The organism is Streptomyces sp. CMB-StM0423, assembly GCF_002847285.1.
Classification (GTDB): domain Bacteria; phylum Actinomycetota; class Actinomycetes; order Streptomycetales; family Streptomycetaceae; genus Streptomyces.
In genome coordinates this window covers 473,123-495,783 of sequence record NZ_CP025407.1, presented here as the reverse complement: position 1 = coordinate 495,783, position 22,661 = coordinate 473,123, and the positions used below count along the sequence as shown (strand labels likewise).

The following is a 22,661-nucleotide window of genomic DNA, read 5'->3' as shown; positions in this document are numbered from 1 at the left end:
CCCGCCATGAGCCACACGAACACGATCCGCTGGGAGCAGGACGACACCGGTGTCGTCACCCTCGTCCTGGACGACCCGAACCAGTCCGCCAACACCATGAACGCGGACTTCATCCAGTCGCTCACCGCCGTCGCCGACCGGCTGGAGGCCGAGCGCGACGGCGTGCGCGGCGTCGTCTTCGCCTCCGCGAAGAAGACCTTCTTCGCCGGCGGCGACCTGCACGACCTCATCCGCATCGACCGCGAGCACGCGCGCGAGGCGTTCGACGCCGGCATGGCCGTCAAGCACGCGCTGCGCCGCATCGAGACGCTCGGCAAGCCCGTCGTCGCGGCACTCAACGGCGCGGCGCTGGGCGGCGGCTACGAGATCGCGCTCGCCTGCCACCACCGCGTCGCCCTGGACGCGCCCGGCTCGAAGATCGGGCTGCCCGAGGTCACCCTCGGCCTGCTGCCCGCGGGCGGCGGCGTCACCCGTACCGTACGGCTGATGGGCATCACCGACGCGCTGCTGAAGGTGCTGCTCCAGGGCACCCAGTACCGGCCGCGGCGGGCGCTGGAGAACGGGCTCGTGCACGAGGTCGTCGGGACCGAGGAGGAACTGCGCGCCGCCGCCCGCGCGTTCGTCGACGCCCACCCGGAATCCCGGCAGCCCTGGGACGAGCCCGGCTACCGGATCCCCGGCGGCACGCCCAAGAACCCGAAGTTCGCGGCCAACCTCCCCGCGTTCCCCGCCAACCTGCGGAAGCAGCTCGGCGGCGCCCCGTTCCCCGCCCCGCGCAACATCATGGCGGCGGCCGTCGAGGGCTCCCAGGTCGACTTCGAGACCGCCCAGGTCATCGAGGCCCGCTACTTCGTCGACCTGGCCGTCGGGCAGACCGCCAAGAACATGATCCAGGCGTTCTTCTTCGACCTCCAGGCCGTCAACGCCGGCCGCTCCCGTCCGGCCGGCGTCCCCGAGCGGCGCGTGGCGAAGGTCGCCGTGCTGGGCGCCGGGATGATGGGCGCGGGCATCGCCTACGCCTGCGCGCGCGCCGGCATCGAGGTGGTGCTCAAGGACGTGTCCGTCGAGGCGGCCGAGAAGGGCAAGGCGTACTCCGCGGGGCTGCTCGACAAGCAGCTCGCCAAGGGCCGGACGACGCAGGAGAAGCGGGACGAACTGCTGGCCCGCATCACCCCGGCCGCGGACCCGGCGGAGCTGGCCGGCTGCGACGCCGTGATCGAGGCGGTCTTCGAGGACCCCGCGCTCAAGCACAAGGTGTTCCAGGAGATCCAGGACGTCGTCGCGCCCGACGCGCTGCTCTGCTCCAACACCTCCACCCTGCCCATCACGCTGCTCGCCGAAGGCGTCGCCCGCCCGAAGGACTTCGTCGGGCTCCACTTCTTCTCGCCCGTCGACAAGATGCCGCTGGTCGAGATCATCAAGGGGGAGCGCACCGGCGGGGAGGCGCTGGCCCGCGCCTTCGACCTCGTACGGCAGCTCGCCAAGACCCCGATTGTCGTGAACGACTCGCGCGGCTTCTTCACCTCCCGGGTGATCGCCCACTTCATCAACGAGGGCGTCGCCATGGTCGGCGAGGGGATCGAGCCCGCGACCGTCGAGCAGGCCGCCGCCCAGGCCGGCTACCCGGCCAAGGTGTTGTCCCTGCTGGACGAGCTGACCCTCACGCTGCCGCGGAAGATCCGCAACGAGACGCGGGCGGCCGTCGAGGCCGCCGGCGGCAGCTACCCCGTGCACCCGGCGGAGGCGGTCATCGACCGTATGGTCGACGAGTTCGGCCGCACCGGGCGGGCCGGGGGAGCGGGCTTCTACGACTACGAGGACGGCAAGCGGACCCGGCTGTGGCCGGGGCTGCGGGAGCACTTCACCAAGCCGGACCAGGAGCCGCCTGCGCTGCGCGACCTCCAGGAGCGGATGCTGTTCGCGGAGGCGCTGGACACCGTGCGGCTGGTCGAGGAGGGCGTGCTGACGTCCGTCGCGGACGCGAACATCGGCTCGGTCTTCGGTATCGGCTTCCCCGCCTGGACCGGCGGCGTGCTGCAGTACATCAACGGCTACGAGGGCGGGCTGGCCGGCTTCGCGGCGCGGGCGCGGGAGCTGGCGGCGGCGTACGGCGAGCGTTTCGAGCCGCCCGCGCTGCTGCTGTCGAAGGCCGAGCGGGGCGAGCCGTTCATGGACGCCGTCTGAGTCGGCCGGGCCCCCGCCGCGCCGGTGCCGGCGGGGGGCCACGGCGGAGCCGGGGGGCGTGCCGGGGCGGGGCCGTGGTCAGCCGACGCGCATGGTGCGGATCGTGCCGATCCTGGCGTAGAGCTTCGCGCCGGGGCAGGCGGTCGGGTAGAGCCTGCGGTGGGACGTGACGCGGTAGACGGTGGTCGAGTCGCCCTTGCCGTACTTGCCGTTGGACTTCCCCGCGGTCAGCCTGACCTTGCCGGTACGGGTGTGACCTGCGACGTCGAGGCGCCACTTGGAGAGCCTGGCCAGCGCGTTGGTGACCTTCGCGGGGACGGACGCCGAGCCGTACGAGCCGATGACCGCGGCGCCGCTGGTGTTCTTGTTGAAGCCGAGGGTGTGCGCGCCGGTCACCGGCTTGGTGACGCCGCCGCGGCGGCCCTCGTAGACGCGGCCGCACTTGTCCACGAGGAAGTTGTAGCCGATGTCGTTCCAGCCGTTGGTGCGGGTGTGGTAGCGGTAGATCGCGCGGATGATCGACGGGGCCTCCGAGCAGGCGTAGCCGTTGCTGTCCACCGTGTGGTGGACGATGAACGCCCTGGTGTTGGTGCCGTACTCGGGCGGGCCGTCGCGCCAGGACTCGTTGGCGCCCCACTGCTTGCGCGAGATGATCGCCGGCCGGGTCGCGGTCGTGGTGTACGCGGGCTCCGCGGGCACCCCGGGCCCTTCGGCGGGGTCGACCAGCTCCAGCCGGGCGCGGCCCGGCAGCGGCGCCGTCTCGCCGTCGCCGCGGAGCAGCCGGCCCTGGGCGGCGTCGGAGTCGCCCACCCACAGCGGCGCGGTGGCGGCCCGCGACGGCGCGTCCGCGCCGGGGTCGGCCAGCCGGGGCTGGGCCTCCAGCGAGCGCCACGCCGTCCACCGCCCGGTGCCGGCGTCCCGGGTGCGTACCTGCGGCGTGCCGTCGAGCGCGCGGCCGCCGGCCGGCCAGGAGACGCCGACGAGGCTGAAGCGGTCGCCTTCCGGCTCCGCTTCCGGGCTGGCGAGGGCGCCGGGGACGGTGAGCCCTCCGGCGGTGAGCAGGACGGCGAGTACGGGGAAGGCCCAGCGGCGTCCCCGTCGGGGGCGTGCGCTCATGCTGCAACTCCTCGGCGCGGACGGCGGTTTGCGACTGCGACGCGGATGAGCATGACAACACCATCGGGCCCGGGCAAGAGCGGCCGCGGACTTCGCACAGGTCGTTGCGCAAAGAACGCCGGTCGGACATCACCCGTCACGGGTGTACGTGCGCAAGGTCACTCCGCGGGGGAGGCCGTGGCTGAGGGTGTCACTCCGCCGGGAAGGACGCCCGCAGCTCCGCCTTCATCGACCGCTGGAAGGCGGTCACGAGCGCCTGCACCACCATCGGCTGCATGTGCGCGGACAGCGACTTCATCGTCTCGACCTGCTCCGGGTCGGGGTCCGCCTCGCCGAACGGCTCCCACACCTCGTCGTGGAAGAGCCGGGTCAGCTCACGGGCCACCGCGCGGGAGTGCTCCTGCACCACGTCCCGGGCGGCCAGCACGGTCTCCAGCCGGATGGGCACGTCCAGGAGCCGTACGCCGAGGTGGAGGACCACCGGGTCGACCCGGAAGGTGTCGCCCCCGCCGCCCGCGCCGGATCCCGTTTCGTACGCACCGGCCGCGGCGTCGTACGCACCGGGCCCGGGCGGCGTACGCTCCAGCACCCCCATCGCCGCCAGCCGCGCCACGTCGTCGTCGGTCAGCGACCGCCCCGCGCGCCGCTCCAGCTCCGCCCGGCTCACCTCGGTCTCCGCGTCCGGCACCCAGGTGGCCACCAGCGCGCGGTGCAGCGCGTGGTCCTCGGCGCTCAGCCCGGGCGGCAACTGCTGCACGTACCGCTCGATCGCCGCCAGCGTCAGCCCCTGGTGCTGCAACTCCTCGATGAGCGCGAGCCGGGACAGATGCTCGGGGCCGTAGCGCCCCACCCGCCGCGGGCCGATGACCGGCGGGGGCAGCAGCCCGCGGGTGGAGTAGAAGCGGACCGTGCGCACGGTGACGCCCGCGCGTGCGGCCAGCTCGTCCACGGTCAGCCCGGCCGCCTCCGTCTCCTGGGTCATGGTCCAACAATATTGCTGTCTCACCGGTCGTGTGAAAGACCGTGCACCCCCCGGATGCCGGACGGCCGCGGAGAGTTCGTGCGCGGAGGCTTCTGCGGCGGGTCACCCTCCGCTATCTTCTGGCCACCCTCGTCGCGCTCCGCCTCCGGGAGACCGCTCATGCGCATACGCGCCCCCCGTCTCACCGTGCTCCGCACGGCCACCCTCGCGGCCTGCGCCGCGGCCGTCGTGCTGGCGCCGCTCACCGGCCCGCCCGCCGAGGCCGCCAACCCGCCGCGTACCGGCTTCGAGGAGAGCGACGGCGCCCGCTGGACCAGCGAGCAGGAGGAGGCGGAGTTCCTCGCCACCGTCGCCGAGGACAGCAGGCGCGTGGCCGTCGACGGCATCGGCACCACCGAGCAGGGCCGCCCCCTGAACCTCGTCCGCATCGGCGCCCCCCGCCCGCCCACGCCGGCCGAGGCCGCCCGCGGCAGCGTCGTCCTGCTCATCTGCAGCCAGCACGGCGACGAACCGGCCGGCCGCGAGGCGTGCCTGACCACCCTGCGCGACCTCGCCTACGCCAAGGACGCCGGGACCCGCCGCTTCCTGGCCCGCAACTCCGTCCTCGTCGTCCCCAGCGCCAACCCCGACGGCCGCGCCGCCGACACCCGCGGCAACGCCGACGGCGTCGACGTCAACCGCGACCACGTCGCCCTGGAGACCGCGGAAGGCCGCGCCATGGCCGCCGTCATCCGCGACTACCGCCCCGATGTCGTCCACGACCTGCACGAGTTCGACGCCACCGAGCCGTACTACGTCAAGGACGTGCTCGCGCTCTGGCCGCGCAACCTCAACACCCACGAAGGCGTCCACCGCGAGGCCCGCCACCTGACCGAGGACCACGTCCGCGCGGGCGTCGAGGAAGCCGGCTACAGCAGCGGCATCTACGGCATCTGGACCGACCCGCAGACCGGCGAGCCGATCCGCCAGGTCGCCGGCGACGGCCAGGAGCGCATCCTGCGCAACACCGCGGGCCTCAAGCACGCGGCCGGGCTGCTGGTCGAGACCCGCATCACGGCGCTCACCGACGACGAGCGCGGCAACCCCGCCGCCAACCACCGCCGCCGGGTGACCTCCCAGCTCACCGCACTCGACGCGACGTTCACCTTCGCCGCGGACCACCGCGGCCGGCTGGCCACCGCCACCGCGGCGGCCCGCGCCCGCGGCCTCGCCGACACCGGCCCCGTCTACCTCGGCGGCGCCGACAACGAGCCGCCCGCGCCCGGCCAGATCATCGGCGACCCGCCCTGCGGCTACGAACTCGACGCCGCGCAGTACGACGCGGTGGGGGACGAGCTGGCGCTGCACGGCATCGAGGTCCGCGAACGGCCGGACGGCGGCGCGCTGGTGAAGCTGCGGCAGCCGCTGCGCGCACTGGTGCCGCTGCTGCTGGACCAGCGGTCGGTGTACGAGCTGACGGACGGCAGGCCGCTCGAACGCTGCCGCTGAGCGGGGCGGCGGCGGCCGGCCGCCCGCCGGCGGGGCGCGGCGGCCCCGGCGCGTAGGCGCGCACGAGGGCCGTCCGCAGGGCAGCGGCCGGGCTGTAGGCACGGCGGCTCGGCTTGTCGGTGGGCCCGTCTACCCTTGGGCGGGTGTGCGGGGATCGAGGCGCGGATGGGCGGGGATGTGCTTTCCCGTACTGGCCCTACGCCTCCAGGAGTTCCGCGGCCTCCTCGGCGCAGCCCCACGCCACCGTCACCCCGGCGCCGCCGTGCCCGTAGTTGTGGACGCACAGCGCCCCGCCCGGCAGCCGCTCCGCCTCCAGCCGCACGGCAGGCCGGGCCGGGCGCAGTCCGACGCGGTGGCCGAGGACCCGGGCGCCGGCGACTTCGGGGACGATCGCCGCGCAGCGCGCCACGATGCCCGCGGCCACCGCCGGATCCGGCTCGGTACCCCAGGCGTCCTCGACGGCCGTGCCGCCGAGCACCAGCCCGTACGGCTGCGGGAGCGCGTACAGCGTGGCCGTCGCGTCCTTGTACGCCGACACCAGCCACTCCTCGACGCCCGGGTTCTCCACGACGACGAGCTGGCCCTGCACCGGGCGCACCTCGGGGTCCGGCACCAGCTCGCGGGCGCCGAGGCCGGTGCAGTTGACGACGTACGGGGCCGCGCGCCCGGGTTCGTCGAGCGAGCCGGCGGCGCGCCGTTCGATCCGGCCGCCGGCCGCGGCCAGCCGGTCGCGCAGGTGGGCCAGGTGCGTGCCGGTGTCCACGATCGGCACCGTCGCGCGCACGCCCGTGGCGTACTCCGCGCGCAGCTCCGCGGAGTCGGCGGCCCGTACGTCGCGCAGGGCGCGGCGCCACGGTCCGAGGCCGGCGAGTTCGGCGCCGAGCTGCACCCCCTCCCGCATCCGCACGCCCGTCACCGCGGCGTGCTCCGCCTGCTGCGCGTACACGTCGAACGACCGCACCGACCAGTCCGCGACCCGGTGTTCGGGCTCGATCCGGTACGGCCACCACAGCCCGCCCGCGATCGCCGACGTCGTCTCCTCCGCCGGCTCCCGCGCCCACACCGTGACCGGCCGCCCGCCTTCTGCGAGGACGACCGCGGTGGTCAGGCCGATGATGCCGCTGCCGAGCACGATGACTTCGGAATCCATCCCGGCAGTCTGCCGCACCTGCCGGGAGCAGGCGCGGGGTGGTGGACAGCCGAGGGTGATCGCTACTCTGTTCGCATGTCGAATTACGTGAGTACTACAAGCGATCGGGGGGCGCGCGCCCCGCGCCGATGAGCGCCCGCCCGGGGGCCGGCGGGCCCGGCAGCGACGCGCCGGCCATCCGCACCCGTACCCCCCGCGAGTTGAAGCGCAGCCGCCGCCCCCGCGCCCACTCCTGCTGGGACCACCTCTACGCCGCCCCGCTCTGGCCGCTCCACGGCGCCAACCTCGGTACGCTCCTGCGCACCTGTGACGCCGTCGGCGCCTGCCTCGTCGTGCCCCGCTTCCCCTGGGTGCCCGAGGCGCTGGCCCGCGGCAACACGCTGCGCCGCCCCGTCTGCGTGCACTGGACCGGCGACCCGCTGCGCTGGCTGGAGCGGCAGCGTGCCGCGGGCAAGGGCGTCCTCGGCGTCGAACTCGCCGACGAGGCCGTGCGCCTGGCCGACCTCCCGGCCGCCCGCCGGGCCACCGTGATGGTGCTCGGCCACGAGCAGCACGGCATCCCGCCGGACGCGCTCGACCTGCTCGACGAGGCCGTCGAGATACCCATGGCCGGCACCGGCGCCAGCCTCAACGTCGCCGTGGCCGGCTCCCTCGTCCTCTACCGGCTGGCCGGGCTGCTGTGACCGGTGAAGTCCTGCTCATGGCCGGAGTCCTGGTGCTCGGCGCGTCCGTGCAGCGGCTCGCGGGCATCGGCCTCGCGCTGGTCGCGGGGCCCGCGCTCGCGCTGGTGCTCGGCCCGGCGGAGGGCGTCCGGCTCTCCAACTGCGCCGCCGGCGCCATCAGCGCGTTCGGCCTGGCCACCGTCTGGCGGCAGGTCAGACCCCGCGCCATGGTGCCGCTGCTCGCCGCCGCCGTCTGCACGGTGCCGATCGGCGCCGTCACCGCGTCCCGGCTGCCCGCGCCCGTCCTGCTGACCGGCATGGGCGCGATGGTCTGCGGCGCCGTCGGGCTCGTCATGGCCGGCGCCCGTGCCGAGTCCCTGCGCGGTACCGGCGGTGCGGTCACGGCCGGCGCGGTGAGCGGCTTCATGAACTCCTCCGCCGGCATCGGCGGCCCCGCCGTCTCGCTGTACGCCGTGAACGCGGGCTGGACGGTACGGGAGTTCGTGCCGAACGCGCTCTTCTACGGCGTCGTCATCAACATCTTCTCGGTCACCGCGAAGGGCCCGCCCGACCTGTCGGCCGACGCCTGGGCGCTGTGCGCGGCGGCCGTCGCCGCCGGTGCGCTAATCGGCCGCGCCCTGGGCGACCGGGTGCCCGAGGCGCCCGCGCGCTGGCTCGTGCTGATCCTGGGACTGGCCGGCGGCGCGGCGACCCTGACGAAGGGCCTCCTCGGCCTCTGACCCGGCCTACAGCGGCCGCCGGCCCCGCCCACCACGGCAACACCGTGGTGGGCGGGGCCGGACCGGCTGCGTCCTGCGATCAGCTCTTGCCGCGGCGGCCGTTGCCGCCACCGCCGCCGCCACCGCTCCGGCCACCGCCGCCGAGCAGCCCCGCGCGGCGCAGCGCGTCCGCCATCTCACTGTTCTCCGGCTGCGCCTCACGGCGCCTGCCACCGCCGCCGCGCTGCCGGCCGCCGCCCGCACCCTGGCCGCCACCGCCCTGGCCGCCACCGCCCTGGCCGCCACCGCCCTGGCCACCGCCGCGCTGCCGCGGCGGGCCCTGCCGGTCGCGCTCGCGCCCGCCGCCCCGGCCGCCGCCGCCCGCCGGCTTGCCCGGCTCGTCGTCCAGCCGCAGCGTCAGCGAGATCCGCTTCCGCGGCACGTCCACGTCCAGCACCTTCACCTTCACGATGTCGCCGGGCTTGGCGACTTCGTGCGGGTCCTTCACGAACGTCTTCGACATCGCCGACACGTGCACCAGCCCGTCCTGGTGCACGCCCACGTCCACGAACGCCCCGAACGCGGCCACGTTCGTCACCACGCCCTCCAGCACCATCCCCTGCTGCAGGTCGCCGATCTTCTCCACGCCCTCCTTGAACGCCGCCGTCCGGAACGCCGGCCGCGGGTCGCGCCCCGGCTTCTCCAGCTCCTTGAGGATGTCCGTCACCGTCGGCAGCCCGAACCGCTCGTCGGTGAAGTCCTGCGGCTTCAGCGACCGCAGCGTCCGCGTGTCGCCGATCAGCGCCGCCACCTCCGCGCCGCCCGCCTTCACCATCTGCCGCACCACCGGGTACGCCTCGGGGTGCACGCCGGAGGCGTCCAGCGGGTCCTCGCCACCGCGGATGCGCAGGAAGCCCGCGCACTGCTCGAACGCCTTCGGCCCCAGCCGTTGCACGTCCTTCAGCGCCGCGCGGCTGCGGAAAGGACCGTTGGAGTCGCGGTGCGCCACGATGTTCTCCGCGAGCCCCGTGCCGATGCCGGAGACGCGGGCCAGCAGCGGCGCCGAGGCGGTGTTGAGGTCGACGCCCACGCCGTTGACGCAGTCCTCCACGACCGCGTCCAGGGAGCGCGACAGCTTCGCCTCCGACAGATCGTGCTGGTACTGGCCGACGCCGATCGACTTCGGGTCGATCTTCACCAGCTCGGCCAGCGGATCCTGCAGCCGCCGCGCGATGGACACCGCGCCGCGCAGCGACACGTCCAGCTCGGGCAGCTCCTGCGAGGCGAACGCCGACGCCGAGTACACCGACGCCCCGGCCTCCGAGACCATCACCTTCGTCAGCTTCAGCTCGGGCTGCGCGGCGATCAGGTCGGCGGCCAGCTTGTCGGTCTCGCGGGAGGCCGTGCCGTTGCCGATCGCGACCAGCTCCACCTCGTGCACGCGCGCCAGTTCGGCCAGGACGGCAAGCGCCTCGTCCCACTTGCGGGCCGGCGCGTGCGGGTAGACCGTCGCGGTGGCGGCGACCTTGCCGGTGGCGTCGACGACGGCGACCTTCACGCCCGTACGCAGCCCGGGGTCCAGGCCCAGCGTGGGGCGCGTCCCCGCCGGGGCGGCCAGCAGCAGGTCCCGCAGGTTGGCGGCGAAGACGTCCACCGCCTGGTCCTCCGCGGCCGTACGCAGCCGCAGCCGCAGGTCGATGCCGAGGTGCACCAGGATGCGCGTGCGCCACGCCCAGCGCACCGTCTCGGCGAGCCAGGGGTCGGCTGGCCGGCCCCGGTTCTCCACGCCGAACCTGGCCGCGATGGCGCGCTCGTACGCCGACGGGCCCTCCTGCTCCGCTTCGCCGGGCGCGTCGGGCTCCAGGGCGAGGTCGAGGACCTCCTCCTTCTCGCCGCGGAAGAGGGCGAGGATCCGGTGCGACGGCAGGTCGGTCAGCGGTTCGGCGAAGTCGAAGTAGTCCGAGAACTTCGCGCCCGCCTCCTCCTTGCCCTCGCGCACCTTGGCGGCCGCGCGGCCGTGCGTCCACATCCGCTCGCGCAGCTCGCCGATCAGGTCGGCGTCCTCGCCGAACCGCTCGGTGAGGATGGCCCGCGCGCCCTCCAGGGCCGCGGCCGGGTCGGCCACGCCCTTGTCCGCGTCCACGAACGCGGTGGCCGCCGCGAGCGGCGCCACCGAGGGGTCCGCGAGCAGCCCGTCGGCCAGCGGCTCCAGACCGGCCTCGCGGGCGATCTGCGCCTTGGTGCGCCGCTTCGGCTTGTACGGCAGATAGACGTCCTCCAGCCGGGCCTTGGAGTCGGCGGCGCGGATCTGCGCCTCCAGCTCCTCGGTCAGCTTGCCCTGCCCGCGCACGGACTCCAGGATCGCCGCCCGCCGCTCCTCCAGCTCCCGCAGATAGCGCAGCCGCTCCTCGGCGGTGCGCAACTGGGTGTCGTCGAGCATCTCCGTCGCCTCTTTGCGGTAGCGGGCGATGAACGGCACTGTGGCGCCGTCGTCGAGCAGCCGCACCGCCGCCGTGATCTGCCGCTCGCGTACGCCGAGCTCCTCGGCGATCCTGGCCTCAATCGATACCGACGCCGTCACGTCCGCCCCGCTTTCTGTCATCTGTGGCGGAGTGCATTGTGGCAGGTCCGACTGACAGCCGGGCGCCCGGCGGGACCTGCCCCGGTCGCCCGGCGGGTCGGAACAGGGCCGTACGGGCGCCGAACGCGCGCCCGACCTGCCCCGGTCCGGCCCGGGACGAGCGCGCGGGACGTGCCCGGGACCGGCCGGGACCGGCGCGTCAGCCCTTGCCGAAGATGTCCTTCGGCATCGCCCCCGCGGCCAGTGCGGCGGTGGTGTAGCCGGTGGCCAGTTCTGTCAGCCGCGCCACGCCCGCGGCGCCCAGCCGCGCGTACGGGCCGAGGTCCACCCGGTCCGTCTCGTCCTCCAGCTCCTTGCGCAGCGCCGTGCCCGCCTCGGTCAGCTCGCCGTCCGCGGCCAGCAGCCCGCGGATCCGCAGCCGGTCCTGCGCCGCGGCCCACTCCTCGGCCTCCCAGCCGCGCGAGTACCGGGCGAACTCCGGGGTGAAGCCGAAACCGGAGGCCGTGTGGGTCACCTGGGACTCCAGCCCGTCGAGCCCGGCGTGGGCCAGCACCGCGTCATGGCTGTCGCCGCGGTGCTCGCGCAGTTGGGTGGCGGCGTGCCAGAGGGCCAGGTGCGGGGCGTCCGGCACCGGCAGGTCCGCCTCGGCGGCGTAGAGCGGCCGCCCGGCGCGCCCGCCGCCCGCCGCCGCGCGCTGCGCCAGCTCCGCGGCCTCGGCCAGCTCGGGCGAGGCGATCGTCTCCTCGCCCAGCAGCCGCCGCAGCACGGCGTCGGCGACGCGCAGCCGGGCCGCCAGCACGGTGGCCGGGTCGGCGGCCGTCCAGGCGGCGGGCAGGTGCTGCGCGGCCAGCCGGTGGCTGTAGTTGTAGAAGGCGGCGGTGACCACGCCGGGACCGACGCGGCCCATGGCGGCGGACCGGGCGGTGAAGTACGCGGCGTGCCAGCCGTCGATGCCGATGCCGGCGAACTCCTCGGTGAACTCCGGCGCGAAGTAGATCGCCGAGTGCAGCGGGTTGAGGACCTGTTGGCAGCGGCGGCCGGCGCGCGGCGGGAGTGACGTCATGCCGCCAGGCTACTGAGCGGACGCTTAGCGCGAGAAGGGGGCGCGACCGCCCGTTCGTACGCCCGGGGGCCGCGAGGCCGTCAGACGGACCAGGTGAAGCGCGGCTCGCGGCGCTCCAGGAAGGCGGCGACGCCCTCCGCGGTCTCGCCCGCCGCGCGCGCCTGCCGGGCCCAGTGCGCGATACGCGCCGCGTCCGCCCCGGCGTCGCCGGCCGCGCCCCCGTCCCCGTACGCCGCGGCCGTGTCGGCGAAGTCCTTCGCCGCCGCCTGGGTGAGCTGCGAGCGCGCCGCGAGCACCGCGGTGAACTCCGCGACCCGCGCGCCGAGTTCCGCCGTGGGCAGCACCTCGTCCGCGAGGCCGGTGCGCAGCGCCCGCGCGGCGCCGATCAACTCGGCGGAGAACAGCAGGTACTTCGCCGTCGCCGGGCCGACCAGACGCACCAGCCGGCGCGTCGCACCGGCAGGGTAGACGATGCCCAGCTTCGCCGGCGTGACCCCGAACAGCGCGTCCTCGGCGGCGAACCGCAGGTCGCAGGCGGCCGCGAGCTGGCAGCCGCCGCCCACGCAGTGCCCGCGTACGGCGGCGAGCGTCGGCTTGGGGAAGGCGGCGAGCGCCTCCTCCGCGGCCTCGGCGAGGCCCTGCGTGCCCTCGCTGCCGGCCCGCAGCGAGCCGATGTCGGCGCCCGCGCAGAACGTGCCGCCGGCACCGGTGAGGACCACCGCACGCACCGCCCGGTCCGCCGCCAGCCCCGCCAGCAGCCCGGGCAGCGCGCGCCACATGTCCGGCGTCATCGCGTTGCGCTTGGCCGGGTTGCTGATGACCACGGTCGCCACGCCGCCGCCGCCGACGCCGCACCGCAGCTCGCCTTCGCTCATGACCGGCAGCCTCTCACGGCCGGCCGCGCACCCGGGACCGCCTGCGGGCGGGGCCCGGGTGCGTACCGCCTACAGCGGCTCGATGTCGCTCAACTCCTCGTCCAGCGTCAGCCAGCGCGTGATCCCGATGTCGCGCAGGAACGGCACGTCGTGGCTGGCGACCACGAGCGCGCCCTCGTACGACTCCAGCGCCTTCACCAACTGCCGGACGCTCGCCATGTCCAGGTTGTTCGTCGGCTCGTCCAGCATCAGCAACTGCGGCGCGGGATCCGCCAGCATCAGCGCCGCCAGCGTGGCGCGGAACCGCTCCCCGCCCGACAGCGTGCCGACGATCTGGTCCGCCCGGCCCTGCCGGAACAGGAAGCGGGCCAGCCGCGAGCGGATCTCCTGGTTGGTCGCCGCGGGTGCCAGAAGGGCAACGTTCTCGACGATGCTCAGCGCGTCGTCCAGTACGTCGAGCCGCTGCGGCAGGTAGCGCAGCGGCACGTGCACCGACGCCGAACCCGCCACCGGCGCGAGCTGACCGGCGATCGTGCGCAGCAGCGTGGACTTGCCCGCGCCGTTGCGCCCGGTCAGCGCGATCCGCTCCGGGCCGCGCACCTGCAGCGCCGGGACCCGTGCGCCGTAGCGCAGCTCCAACTCGCGCAGCATGAGCACGTCCCGGCCGGCGGGCACGGCGGTGTACGACAGGTCGACGCGGATCTCGTCGTCGTCCCGTACCGCCGCCTCCGCCTCGTCGAGCCGCTCCTTGGCGTCCCTCAGCCGCTCCTCGTGCATGATGCGGTGCTTGCCCGCGGAGACCTGGGCCTCCCGCTTGCGCAGGTTCATGATGATCTTCGGCTCGCGCTTGTTCGCGAACTGCTTGTCGGCGTACCGCTTGCGCTTGCTCAGCTTCTCGTGCGCGTCGGCCAGCTCGCGCTTCTGCCGCCGCAGGTCCGCCTCCGCGGAGCGCACCGTGCGCTCGGCGGCCTCCTGCTCGACGGCCAGCGCCTCCTCGTACGCCGTGAAGTTGCCGCCGTACCAGGCGACCTCGCCGTCCCGCAGGTCGGCGACCTGGTCGACGCGGTCGAGCAACTCGCGGTCGTGGCTGACGATCACCATCACGCCCGGCCACGACTCCACGGCCGCGTACAGCCGGCGGCGGGCCTTCAGGTCGAGGTTGTTCGTCGGCTCGTCCAGCAGCAGCACGTCCGGCCGCCGCATCAGCAGCGCGGCCAGCCGCAGCAGCACCGACTCGCCGCCGGAGACCTCGCCGATGGTGCGGTCGAGGCCGACGTGCGCCAGGCCGAGCTGGTCGAGGGTGGCGCGGGCGCGCTCCTCGACGTCCCAGTCGTCGCCGACGGCGGTGAAGTGCTCCTCGGCGACGTCACCGGACTCGATGGCGTGCAGCGCGCGCCGCACCCCGTCGATGCCCAGCACCTCGTCGACCCGCGCGGCGGTGTCCAGGACGAGGTTCTGCGGCAGGTAGCCGACCGTGCCCGCGGCCTTGACCGTACCGGCGGCCGGGGCCAGCTCCCCGGCCATCAGCCGCAGCAGCGTGGACTTGCCCGTGCCGTTGCGGCCGATCAGCCCGGTGCGGCCGGGGCCGACCGCGAGGTCGAAGTCCTCGAAGACGGTGGTGCCGTCGGGCCAGGCGAAGGCGAGCCCGGCGCAGATGACGGAGGCCGCGGCGCGCGGCGTGGAGGGAAATGACATGGCGTCTCCCGGTGAGCTCGTAGGGGTGCGACGGGGCGGCGTCGGCACCGGACGGCGACCTGGGAGAGCCGGGTGGAACGGGAGCGGGGCTGGGTGCCCTGCAGGAGAGGAAGGTGGCTCGAGCCATGAGGTCGCACGTGCCGCACACGGGGAATGCCGCGGGCACGGTGCCGTAGAGACCTCAGACGAGCAACACCTTCTCCAATCGTCGACTGCAGGGCACTGTGAAGGTACGACGGTGTAACGGGAATCGGCAACCGATTATTTCGATCTCAACCCAGACCGGTCATTGCGCAGCCGGTCGGAAGGTGACGAAAGCCAGTCAAGTTCTGCTCGACGGGGGGTTGGGCTCCGGCGATTGCCAACACTCGGAGGGTGAGTGGTGGCGAAAGCAGGTGCCGGCGGTGAGCGACGGCGGCAGTCTGAGACCCGAGCCCGGCCAGGTGGTCCCGGCGGCGTACGAGGGGACCTGGAAGTTCGACGCCCCGGCGCTCGACTCCTCCGTGCCCCAGTCCCGGCACGCCGTACGCGACCTCCTCGTCCGGCGGCGCGTCCCCATCGGCGACGACCTGCTGCAGGGCGTGCTGCTGATCGTCTCGGAGCTGGTGACGAACGCGGTCCGGCACGCCGGCGTGCTCTCCCCGGAGATCGGCGTCGAGCTGTCGGTCGGCGCCGGCTGGGTCCGCGTCGCCGTCCGGGACCAGCACCCGTACCGCCCGAAGGCCCTGCAGGCGGACGACGAGGAGACGGGCGGCCGGGGACTGCTGCTGGTCAAGGCGATCACGAGCGAGGCGGGCGGTGCCTGCGACGTGCAGCACACCGTCGACGGCGGGAAGGTGATCTGGGCCTCCCTCCCGCTCGCCGGCGTCACCACCCCGAGGATGGCCCCGTCAGCTCCCGGATGGCCGGCCTGGCCGCGTCGAGCACCGTCATGAACCACGCCGAGAACGGGTTCTCGGCGTGCCGCTTGGCCAGCTCGTCCGGCGTGACGAAGGCGACCGCGCCGACCTCGTCGGCGGCCGGCCGCGGCTCGGCCCGCAGCAGCCCGGCGAAGAGGTGGTTGTACTCGTGCTCCACCAGCCCCGAGGCGGGGTCCGGGTGGTGGTACGTGACCGTCCCGGCCTCGGCCAGCAGCGCGGGTGAGACCCCCAGCTCCTCGAAGGTGCGGCGGGCCGCGGCGGCGAGCGGCGACTCGCCCGGGAAGGGGTGGCCGCAGCAGGTGTTGGACCACACACCGGGGGAGTGGTACTTGCCGAGCGCCCGCTGCTGGATCAGCATCCGGCCGGCGGTGTCGAAGAGGAACACGGAGAACGCCCGGTGCAGCCGGCCCGGCGCCTGATGCGCGGACATCTTCTCGGCGGTGCCGATCGTGGTGCCGTTCTCGTCGACGAGCTCCAGCATGATCTCTTCGGTGGTAGCGGCCGGCATGACCATCCTTTGCGTCCGATCTACGGCGTCCGTGCACGGGTATCCCGGCCTCCGCGGCGGGCGGGGACGGCGGGACACCTCATTCAGTCTGCCTTACCGGTGACGGCTCAATGACAGAGATTTGCCTCATGCTCCGCGTGTCCGACCGGCTCGATCTGGAACGTACAGTGGGCGACATCGAAGTGATCGCCGAGGCACCCCTGCAGATCGTGCAGCAACCTCTCCTGACCCACCGCCTGCAGCACGTTCTCCTTGACGACCACGTGGGCCGATATCACCGGCATGCCCGAGGTGATCGTCCACACGTGCAGATCGTGCAGCTCCACCACGCCCGGCAGCGCCAGGATGTGGGTCCGTACCTCGGAGACGTCGACGTCCTTCGGCGCCGCCTCCAGCAGCACGTCCAGCGCCTCGCGCAGCAGCCGGAACGTCCGCGGGATGATCATCGAGCCGATGGCGAGCGAGGCCACCGGGTCCGCGTACTGCCAGCCGGTGGTGACGATGACCAGCGCCGAGATGATCACCGCGACCGAGCCCAGCGCGTCCGCCAGCACCTCCAGGAAGGCACCGCGCACGTTCAGGCTCTCCTGCCGGCCGCGCATCAGCAGGGCCAGTGAGATCAGGTTGACCACCAGGCCCGCGGCACCGAAGGCGAAGGTCAGCCCGCCCTCGATCTCCGGCGGGTCCATGAAGCGCATGACCGCCTGGTAGAGGATGTAGCCGCCGACGCCGAAGAGCAGCAGACAGTTGGCCAGCGCCGCCAGGATCTCGGCCCGCGCGAAGCCGAAGGTGCGCCGCTCGCTCGTCGGCCGGTTCGCGAAGTGGATCGCCAGCAGCGCCATGGAGAGCCCGACCACGTCGGTCGCCATGTGCCCGGCATCCGCGACGAGCGCCAGCGAGCCCGTGATCACCCCACCGACCACCTGCAGCCCCAGCACCGACAGGGTGAGGACCAGGGCGATGCGCAGCCGGCCGCGGTGCGCGGCGGAGGCCGTGCCGCCGGACGGTCCGTGGGAGTGGTCGTGCCCTGCACCCATGCCGCATGCCCTCCGGTTCCCAGGCGGTCGCGGACAGGCCCTCGTGCCTGCCCGACGATCTCAGTGAACTACGGGCAGGGGGTATTCGCCAAACCTTGACATGAAGTCGGTTTTCATCGTCTGACCTGCGGAAACGCTCCTGCGGGCGTCTCGGCTGGTCAGCCGCGCCGCGCCTCCGGATGGCGGTGCAGCCAGCCCGCCCAGGCGGACTCGACCATGGCGCGCACATCCAGCCGGGGCAGCCAGCCCAGCTCCTTGGCCGCCAGGTCGTACGACGCGACCACCCGGGCCGGGTCCCCGGGGCGGCGGGGGAGGATCTCGGGGGCGTGCTCGCGCCGCCCCGTGACCTCGGCCACGACGTCGGCCAGCTCCCGCACCGACACGCCGGTGCCGCTGCCGAGGTTCACCGTCAGGTCGCCGGAGACCGCCGGGGCGGCGACGCGGCGGGCCGCCGCCAGGTGGGCGTCGGCGAGGTCGACGACGTGCACGTAGTCGCGGATGCAGGTGCCGTCGGGGGTGGGGTAGTCGTCGCCGAAGATCCGCATCGGCTGGTGCGCGGTCAGCCGCTCGAAGAACATCGGGACCACGTTGAACACCCCGGTGTCCGCCAGCTCGGGGGCGGCGGACCCGGCGACGTTGAAGTAGCGCAGGCAGGCGGTGGCCAGCCCGTGCGCGCGCCCGGTGGCCCGCAGCAGCCACTCGCCGGCGAGCTTGGTCTCGCCGTACGGGTTGATCGGCACGCAGGGGGTGTCCTCGGTGACGAGGTCGACGTCGGGCATGCCGTAGACGGCGGCCGAGGAGGAGAGGACGAAGCGGCGGACGCCCGCGGCCACCACGGCCTCCAGCAGCACGCCCAGGCCGTGCACGTTCTCCCGGTAGTACGAGAGCGGCTGCTCCACCGACTCGCCGACCTGCTTCTTCGCCGCCAGGTGCAGCACGCCCGTGACGTCGTACTCGGCGATGGTGCGGTCGAGCAGCAGCCGGTCCAGGAACGTACCGCGCACCAGCGGTACGTCCGCGGGCAGCCGGGCAGGATTGCCGGTGGACACGTCGTCCAGCACGACGACCCGCTCCCCGGCACCCGCCATGGCCCGCACGACATGCGCGCCGATATAACCGGCCCCGCCGGTGATCAACCACGTCATGCCGGAACACTACCGCCCCGGTTTGGAGCACGGGTGCGAGCTGCGAAATGATGATCGCCACCCGGTCGAGGCGAACGGGCGGTGAACCCGTGGTTCCAGGGATCCGCTAACCTCTGCCGACAGCCGCCCGGCCGGACGGGGGAGGGGCGGTCCCGCCTGCCGTCCCGCCTGCCAAGGAGTGAGTTCGTCTGCGGACCGCAATCCTGATCGGCCTGCCCGTCCCCGGGTCCCCCCTGGAGAGCGACCTGAGGTCGCTGGGCTACGACGACGTGCGTACCGCCGCGGACGTGGCCGACGCCGCCACCGTCCTCGCGCTGCTGCCCGGGGACGGCGGGGTCGCGCTTGTCGACAGCCGCTTCGTCGGCCACCGGCACAGCCTGCGCCTCACCCTTGCCGACCCCCGCTTCCCGGGGGCGGCCGTGCCCGGCGTGGTCGCGGTGCGGACGCCCGCGGCCCGCACCGCGCTCTCCCGCGCGGTGATGCGCAGCCACACCCTCGACGGCGTCGCCGAGCAGACCGCCGCGCAGCTTGCGGAGGCCGACGGGCCGCTGGCCCGGCCGGAGCTGGGAGTGCTGGTGGCGGCCGTACCCGAAGACGCCCTCGCGCGGGCGAAGGCCACGGACGCGGTCGCCGCCGTGGACGAGGAGAAGGCCCGGCTGCGCGCCGCGGTGAAGAGCCGCGACGGGTTCTTCACCACCTTCTTCATCAGCCCCTACTCGCGCTACCTCGCCCGCTGGTGCGCCAACCGCGGCCTCACCCCGAACCAGGTCACCACCGCCTCCCTGGCCACCGCCGTGCTCGCGGCCGGCTGCGCGGCCACCGGCACCCGCGGCGGCTTCGTCGCCGCCGGCGTGCTGCTCATGCTCTCCTTCGTGCTGGACTGCACCGACGGCCAGCTCGCCCGCTACTCGCTGCAGTACTCCACGATGGGCGCCTGGCTCGACGCCACCTTCGACCGCGCCAAGGAGTACGCCTACTTCGCGGGCCTGGCCATCGGCGCCGCCAACGCCGACGGCGACGACGTATGGGCCCTCGCGCTCGGTGCCATGGTGCTGCAGACCTGCCGGCACGTCGTGGACTTCGCCTTCAACGAGTCCATCGCCGGCACTGCCGCCGCGGCGGCCAATACCAGCCCCACCGCGGCGCTCTCCGAGCGGCTCGACCGGCTCGGCTGGACGGTGTGGCTGCGCCGCATGGTGGTGCTGCCGATCGGCGAGCGCTGGGCGCTGATCGCCGTGCTCACCGCCGTCACCACCCCGCGCACCGTCTTCGTCGTCCTGCTGATCGGCATGGGGCTCGCCGCCTCCTACACCACCGCGGGCCGGGTGCTGCGCTCCCTCAAGCGCCGCGTCCCGCGCACCGAGCAGGCGCTCAGGGCGCTGGACGAGCTGACGGACACCGGCCCGCTCGCCGAAGCCGCCGCCCGCTCCCTGCGCGCCCCCGTGCGCTCCCTGCCGTCGTACGCCGCCCCCGCCCTCGCCGCCGCCGGCGGCGTGCTCCTCGTGGCGCTGGCGCTCTTCACCCCGTACGGCACCTGGTGGGCCCTGATAGGCGCCGCCGGCTACGTCCTGACCTCGGCACTCGCCGTCGCCCGGCCGCTCGCGGGCCCGCTGGACTGGCTCGTGCCGCCGGTCTTCCGGGCCGCCGAGTACGGCCTCGTCCTCGCGCTCGCGGCCCGCTCCGAGGTGAACGGAGCGCTTCCTGCGGCTTTCGGACTGGTGGCCGCGGTCGCCTACCATCACTACGACACCGTGTACCGCATCCGCGGCGGCACGGGTGCGCCCCCGCGCCTGCTGGTGCGGGCGATCGGCGGGCACGAGGGACGTGCGCTGGCGGTCACGCTGGCGGCAGCCCTGCTGACCGGCACGCGCTTCACGTTCGCGCTCGCGGCCATCGCCGTGGCCGTGGCGCTGGTGGTGCTCACCGAGAGCATCCGCTTCTGGGTCTCCTCCGGAGCCCCCGCTGTACACGACGAAACAGGAGAACCCGCATGATCGGCCTCGTGCTGGCGGCCGGCGCCGGACGGCGTCTGCGCCCCTACACCGACACCCTGCCGAAGGCCCTGGTGCCCGTCGACGGCGAGACCACCGTCCTCGACCTCACCCTCGGCAACTTCGCCGAGATCGGGCTCACGGAGGCGGCGATCATCGTCGGCTACCGCAAGGAGGCCGTGTACGAGCGCAAGGAGGCCCTGGAGCGCACGTACGGGCTGAAGCTCACCCTGATCGACAACGACAAGGCAGAGGAGTGGAACAACGCCTACTCCCTCTGGTGCGGCCGGGATTCGGTCCGGCACGACGTGATCCTCGCCAACGGCGACACCGTCCACCCCGTCTCCGTCGAGAAGACGCTGCTCGCCGCCCGCGGCGGCGGCAAGAAGATCATCCTCGCCCTCGACACGGTCAAGAAGCTCGCCGACGAGGAGATGAAGGTCGTCGCCGACGAGAAGGGCGTCCGGAAGATCACCAAGCTGATGGACCCGGCGGAGGCCACCGGCGAGTACATCGGCGTCACCCTCATCGAGGGCGACGCGGCCGACGAGCTGGCCGACGCGCTGAAGACCACCTTCGAGCGCGACCCCGACCTCTACTACGAGGACGGCTACCAGGAGCTGGTCAACCGCGGCTTCCGGATCGACGTCGAGCCCATCGGCGACGTCGCCTGGGTCGAGATCGACAACCACGAGGACCTCGCCAAGGGCAGGGAGATCGCGTGCCGGTACTGACCCGCCTGATCCCGTCGCCGCTGACGGTCGACATCCGGGCCGGGGCGCTGGACGACCTCGCTGACCTCCTCTCCGACCAGCGTGTCGCGCCGTCGGGCCGGCTCGCCTTCGCCATCAGCCCGCGCTCCGGGCAGGCGCTGCGCGACCGCTTCGCGCCGGCGCTGCCCGGCGCCGACTGGTTCGCCGACGCCGACGGCACCATCGACGGCGCCGTGCGGCTCGCCGACTCCATCAAGCGCACCGGGCGCTACGACGCCGTCGTCGGCCTCGGCGGCGGCAAGGTCATCGACTCCGCGAAGTACGCCGCCGCGCGCGTCGGCCTGCCGATGGTCGCCGTGGCCACCAACCTCGCCAACGACGGCCTCTGCTCGCCGGTCTCGACGCTCGACAACGACGCGGGCCGCGGCTCGTACGGCGTGCCGAACCCCATCGCGATCGTCATCGACCTCGACGTCATCCGCGAGGCCCCGCCGCGCTTCGTCCGCGCCGGCATCGGCGACGTGACGTGCAAGCTGTCCGCCGTCGCCGACTGGGAGCTGTCCCACCGCGAGACCGGCGAGCCCATCGACGGGCTGGCCGCAGCGATGGCGCGCAGCGCCGGCGACTCGGTACTGCGCCACCCCGGCGGGATCGGCGACGACGACTTCCTCGTCATCCTCGCCGAGGCGCTGGTGCTCTGCGGCATCGCGATGTCCGTCGCCGGCGACAGCCGGCCGGCCTCCGGCGCGTGCCACGAGATCAGCCACGCCTTCGACCTGCTCTACCCGACGCGCTGCGCGCTCCACGGCGAGCAGTGCGGCATCGGCGGGACCTTCGCCACGTTCCTGCGCGGCGACCGGGAGACGGCGCTGCTGATGGCCCAGGTCCTGCGCCGGCACGGGCTGCCGGTGCTGGCCGACGACATCGGCTTCGCGGACGACGAGTTCGTGAAGGCCATCGAGTTCGCGCCGCAGACCCGGCCCGGCCGGTACACGATCCTCGAACACCTCGACCTGTCCACCGACGAGATCAGGGACGCCTACGCCGACTATGCCAAAGCCATCGGTAGCTGAGCTACGGCCCGTGGTCCACCCCCCGGGGGTGAAGGACCGGCGCAGCGGGGAGCACTGGGCCGGCCGCCTGTACATGCGCGAGATCTCGCTGCGCGTCGACCGGCACCTGGTGAACACCCGGGTCACGCCCAACCAACTGACGTACGTCATGACCCTCGCCGGCGTCCTCGCCGCCCCGGCGCTGCTGGTCCCCGGGATCGCCGGGGCCCTGCTCGGCGTGCTGATGGTCCAGTTGTACCTGCTGCTCGACTGCGTCGACGGGGAGGTCGCCCGCTGGAAGCAGCAGTTCTCCATCGGCGGCGTGTACCTCGACCGGGTCGGCGCGTACCTCTGCGACGCCGCGGTGCTGGTGGGCTTCGGCCTGCGCGCCGCCGACCCGTGGGGCGAGGGCTCCGTCGACTGGCTCTGGGCCTTCCTCGGCACGCTCGCCGCGCTGGGCGCCGTGCTGATCAAGGCGGAGACCGACCTCGTCGGCGTCGCCCGCCACCAGCAGGGCCTGCCGCCGGTCAAGGAGTCCGCGGCCGAGCCGCGCTCGTCGGGTGTCGCCGTGGCCCGCAAGGCGGCGTCGGCGCTGAAGTTCCACCGGCTGATCCTGGGGATCGAGGCGTCACTCCTCATCCTTCTGCTGGCGGTCCTCGACCTGATCAAGGGGGACCTTTACTTCTCCCGGCTCGGTGTCGCCGTACTCGCCGCGATAGCGATGCTGCAGACCCTCCTTCACCTGGTCAGCATTCTGGCCTCCAGCAGGTTGCGGTGAGC

At 73.8% G+C, this 22,661-nt stretch carries 19 protein-coding genes; 9 read left to right on the top strand and 10 right to left on the bottom strand.

The genetic code is table 11. The features are described 5' to 3' along the window. The first annotated feature begins 6 nt into the window (after positions 1-6). Entirely contained in the window at positions 7-2,184 is a 2,178-nt protein-coding gene (locus CXR04_RS02205) for a 3-hydroxyacyl-CoA dehydrogenase NAD-binding domain-containing protein (protein WP_101420213.1), read from the top strand. Between the two features lie 78 nt (positions 2,185-2,262). On the opposite strand, the gene CXR04_RS02200 is transcribed toward CXR04_RS02205, so the two are convergent. Continuing rightward, entirely contained in the window at positions 2,263-3,300 is a 1,038-nt protein-coding gene (locus CXR04_RS02200) for a peptidoglycan recognition protein family protein (RefSeq protein WP_101420212.1), read from the bottom strand. A gap of 190 nt (positions 3,301-3,490) precedes the next feature. Next, entirely contained in the window at positions 3,491-4,282 is a 792-nt protein-coding gene (locus CXR04_RS02195; protein ID WP_101420211.1) for a MerR family transcriptional regulator, read from the bottom strand. Positions 4,283-4,441: 159 nt separating this feature from the next. On the opposite strand from CXR04_RS02195, the gene CXR04_RS02190 reads away from it, so the two are divergent. After that, complete coding sequence (locus CXR04_RS02190; protein ID WP_101420210.1) at positions 4,442-5,770, top strand: M14 family metallopeptidase; 1,329 nt, start codon at positions 4,442-4,444, stop codon at positions 5,768-5,770. A gap of 196 nt (positions 5,771-5,966) precedes the next feature. On the opposite strand, the gene CXR04_RS02185 is transcribed toward CXR04_RS02190, so the two are convergent. Continuing rightward, positions 5,967-6,920 (bottom strand): FAD-dependent oxidoreductase, encoded by a 954-nt coding sequence (locus CXR04_RS02185; protein ID WP_101420209.1) that lies wholly within the window; start codon positions 6,918-6,920, stop codon positions 5,967-5,969. 128 nt (positions 6,921-7,048) lie between these two features. Here CXR04_RS02185 and CXR04_RS02180 point away from each other — a divergent pair, with 128 nt between their 5' ends. Continuing rightward, on the top strand, positions 7,049-7,603 hold the full coding sequence (locus CXR04_RS02180; protein WP_101420208.1) for a TrmH family RNA methyltransferase: 555 nt from the start codon (positions 7,049-7,051) through the stop codon (positions 7,601-7,603). Positions 7,604-7,620: 17 nt separating this feature from the next. Beyond that, the gene (locus CXR04_RS02175; protein WP_101420207.1) at positions 7,621-8,322 is read left to right on the top strand and encodes a sulfite exporter TauE/SafE family protein; all 702 of its coding nucleotides are present in this window, start codon (positions 7,621-7,623) and stop codon (positions 8,320-8,322) included. 79 nt (positions 8,323-8,401) lie between these two features. Here CXR04_RS02175 and CXR04_RS02170 read toward each other — a convergent pair whose 3' ends face one another. The 4 genes from CXR04_RS02170 to CXR04_RS02155 all read right to left on the bottom strand — a co-directional run bounded on the left by CXR04_RS02170 (position 8,402) and on the right by CXR04_RS02155 (position 14,515). Then, the gene (locus tag CXR04_RS02170; protein ID WP_101420206.1) at positions 8,402-10,903 is read right to left on the bottom strand and encodes a Tex family protein; all 2,502 of its coding nucleotides are present in this window, start codon (positions 10,901-10,903) and stop codon (positions 8,402-8,404) included. A gap of 178 nt (positions 10,904-11,081) precedes the next feature. Then, positions 11,082-11,945 carry an SCO6745 family protein gene (locus tag CXR04_RS02165; RefSeq protein WP_101420205.1) on the bottom strand — a complete coding sequence of 288 codons (864 nt, stop codon included), beginning with the start codon at positions 11,943-11,945 and terminating at the stop codon, positions 11,082-11,084. Between the two features lie 80 nt (positions 11,946-12,025). Next, positions 12,026-12,820, bottom strand: a complete 795-nt coding sequence (locus tag CXR04_RS02160; RefSeq protein WP_101420204.1) for an enoyl-CoA hydratase/isomerase family protein — start codon at positions 12,818-12,820, stop codon at positions 12,026-12,028. 69 nt (positions 12,821-12,889) lie between these two features. After that, positions 12,890-14,515 (bottom strand): ABC-F family ATP-binding cassette domain-containing protein, encoded by a 1,626-nt coding sequence (locus CXR04_RS02155; protein ID WP_101420203.1) that lies wholly within the window; start codon positions 14,513-14,515, stop codon positions 12,890-12,892. A 404-nt stretch (positions 14,516-14,919) separates the two neighbouring features. On the opposite strand from CXR04_RS02155, the gene CXR04_RS02150 reads away from it, so the two are divergent. Next, positions 14,920-15,450 (top strand): ATP-binding protein, encoded by a 531-nt coding sequence (locus tag CXR04_RS02150; protein ID WP_101420202.1) that lies wholly within the window; start codon positions 14,920-14,922, stop codon positions 15,448-15,450. Here the strand turns inward: CXR04_RS02150 and idi are convergent. From idi to galE, 3 genes are all read right to left on the bottom strand, one after another. Further along, positions 15,383-15,943, bottom strand: a complete 561-nt coding sequence (gene idi, locus CXR04_RS02145; protein WP_101420201.1) for an isopentenyl-diphosphate Delta-isomerase — start codon at positions 15,941-15,943, stop codon at positions 15,383-15,385. The two genes, CXR04_RS02150 and idi, sit on opposite strands and share 68 nt — an antisense overlap. A gap of 107 nt (positions 15,944-16,050) precedes the next feature. After that, on the bottom strand, positions 16,051-16,980 hold the full coding sequence (locus CXR04_RS02140) for a cation diffusion facilitator family transporter (protein ID WP_101420200.1): 930 nt from the start codon (positions 16,978-16,980) through the stop codon (positions 16,051-16,053). Between the two features lie 158 nt (positions 16,981-17,138). Continuing rightward, complete coding sequence (galE, locus tag CXR04_RS02135) at positions 17,139-18,125, bottom strand: UDP-glucose 4-epimerase GalE (RefSeq protein ID WP_101420199.1); 987 nt, start codon at positions 18,123-18,125, stop codon at positions 17,139-17,141. A 188-nt stretch (positions 18,126-18,313) separates the two neighbouring features. Here galE and CXR04_RS02130 point away from each other — a divergent pair, with 188 nt between their 5' ends. From CXR04_RS02130 to CXR04_RS02115, 4 genes are read left to right on the top strand one after another with little or no spacing between them, the layout of a single operon-like run. Next, positions 18,314-20,119 (top strand): DUF5941 domain-containing protein, encoded by a 1,806-nt coding sequence (locus CXR04_RS02130; RefSeq protein ID WP_101420198.1) that lies wholly within the window; start codon positions 18,314-18,316, stop codon positions 20,117-20,119. Then, positions 20,116-20,850, top strand: a complete 735-nt coding sequence (locus CXR04_RS02125) for a phosphocholine cytidylyltransferase family protein (protein WP_101420197.1) — start codon at positions 20,116-20,118, stop codon at positions 20,848-20,850. Before CXR04_RS02130 ends, CXR04_RS02125 begins: the two co-directional genes overlap by 4 nt. Further along, on the top strand, positions 20,838-21,902 hold the full coding sequence (locus tag CXR04_RS02120; RefSeq protein ID WP_101420196.1) for an iron-containing alcohol dehydrogenase family protein: 1,065 nt from the start codon (positions 20,838-20,840) through the stop codon (positions 21,900-21,902). The genes CXR04_RS02125 and CXR04_RS02120 overlap by 13 nt, the downstream gene beginning before the upstream one ends. Continuing rightward, positions 21,880-22,659 carry a CDP-alcohol phosphatidyltransferase family protein gene (locus CXR04_RS02115; protein WP_101420195.1) on the top strand — a complete coding sequence of 260 codons (780 nt, stop codon included), beginning with the start codon at positions 21,880-21,882 and terminating at the stop codon, positions 22,657-22,659. Before CXR04_RS02120 ends, CXR04_RS02115 begins: the two co-directional genes overlap by 23 nt. Positions 22,660-22,661: the final 2 nt, after the last annotated feature.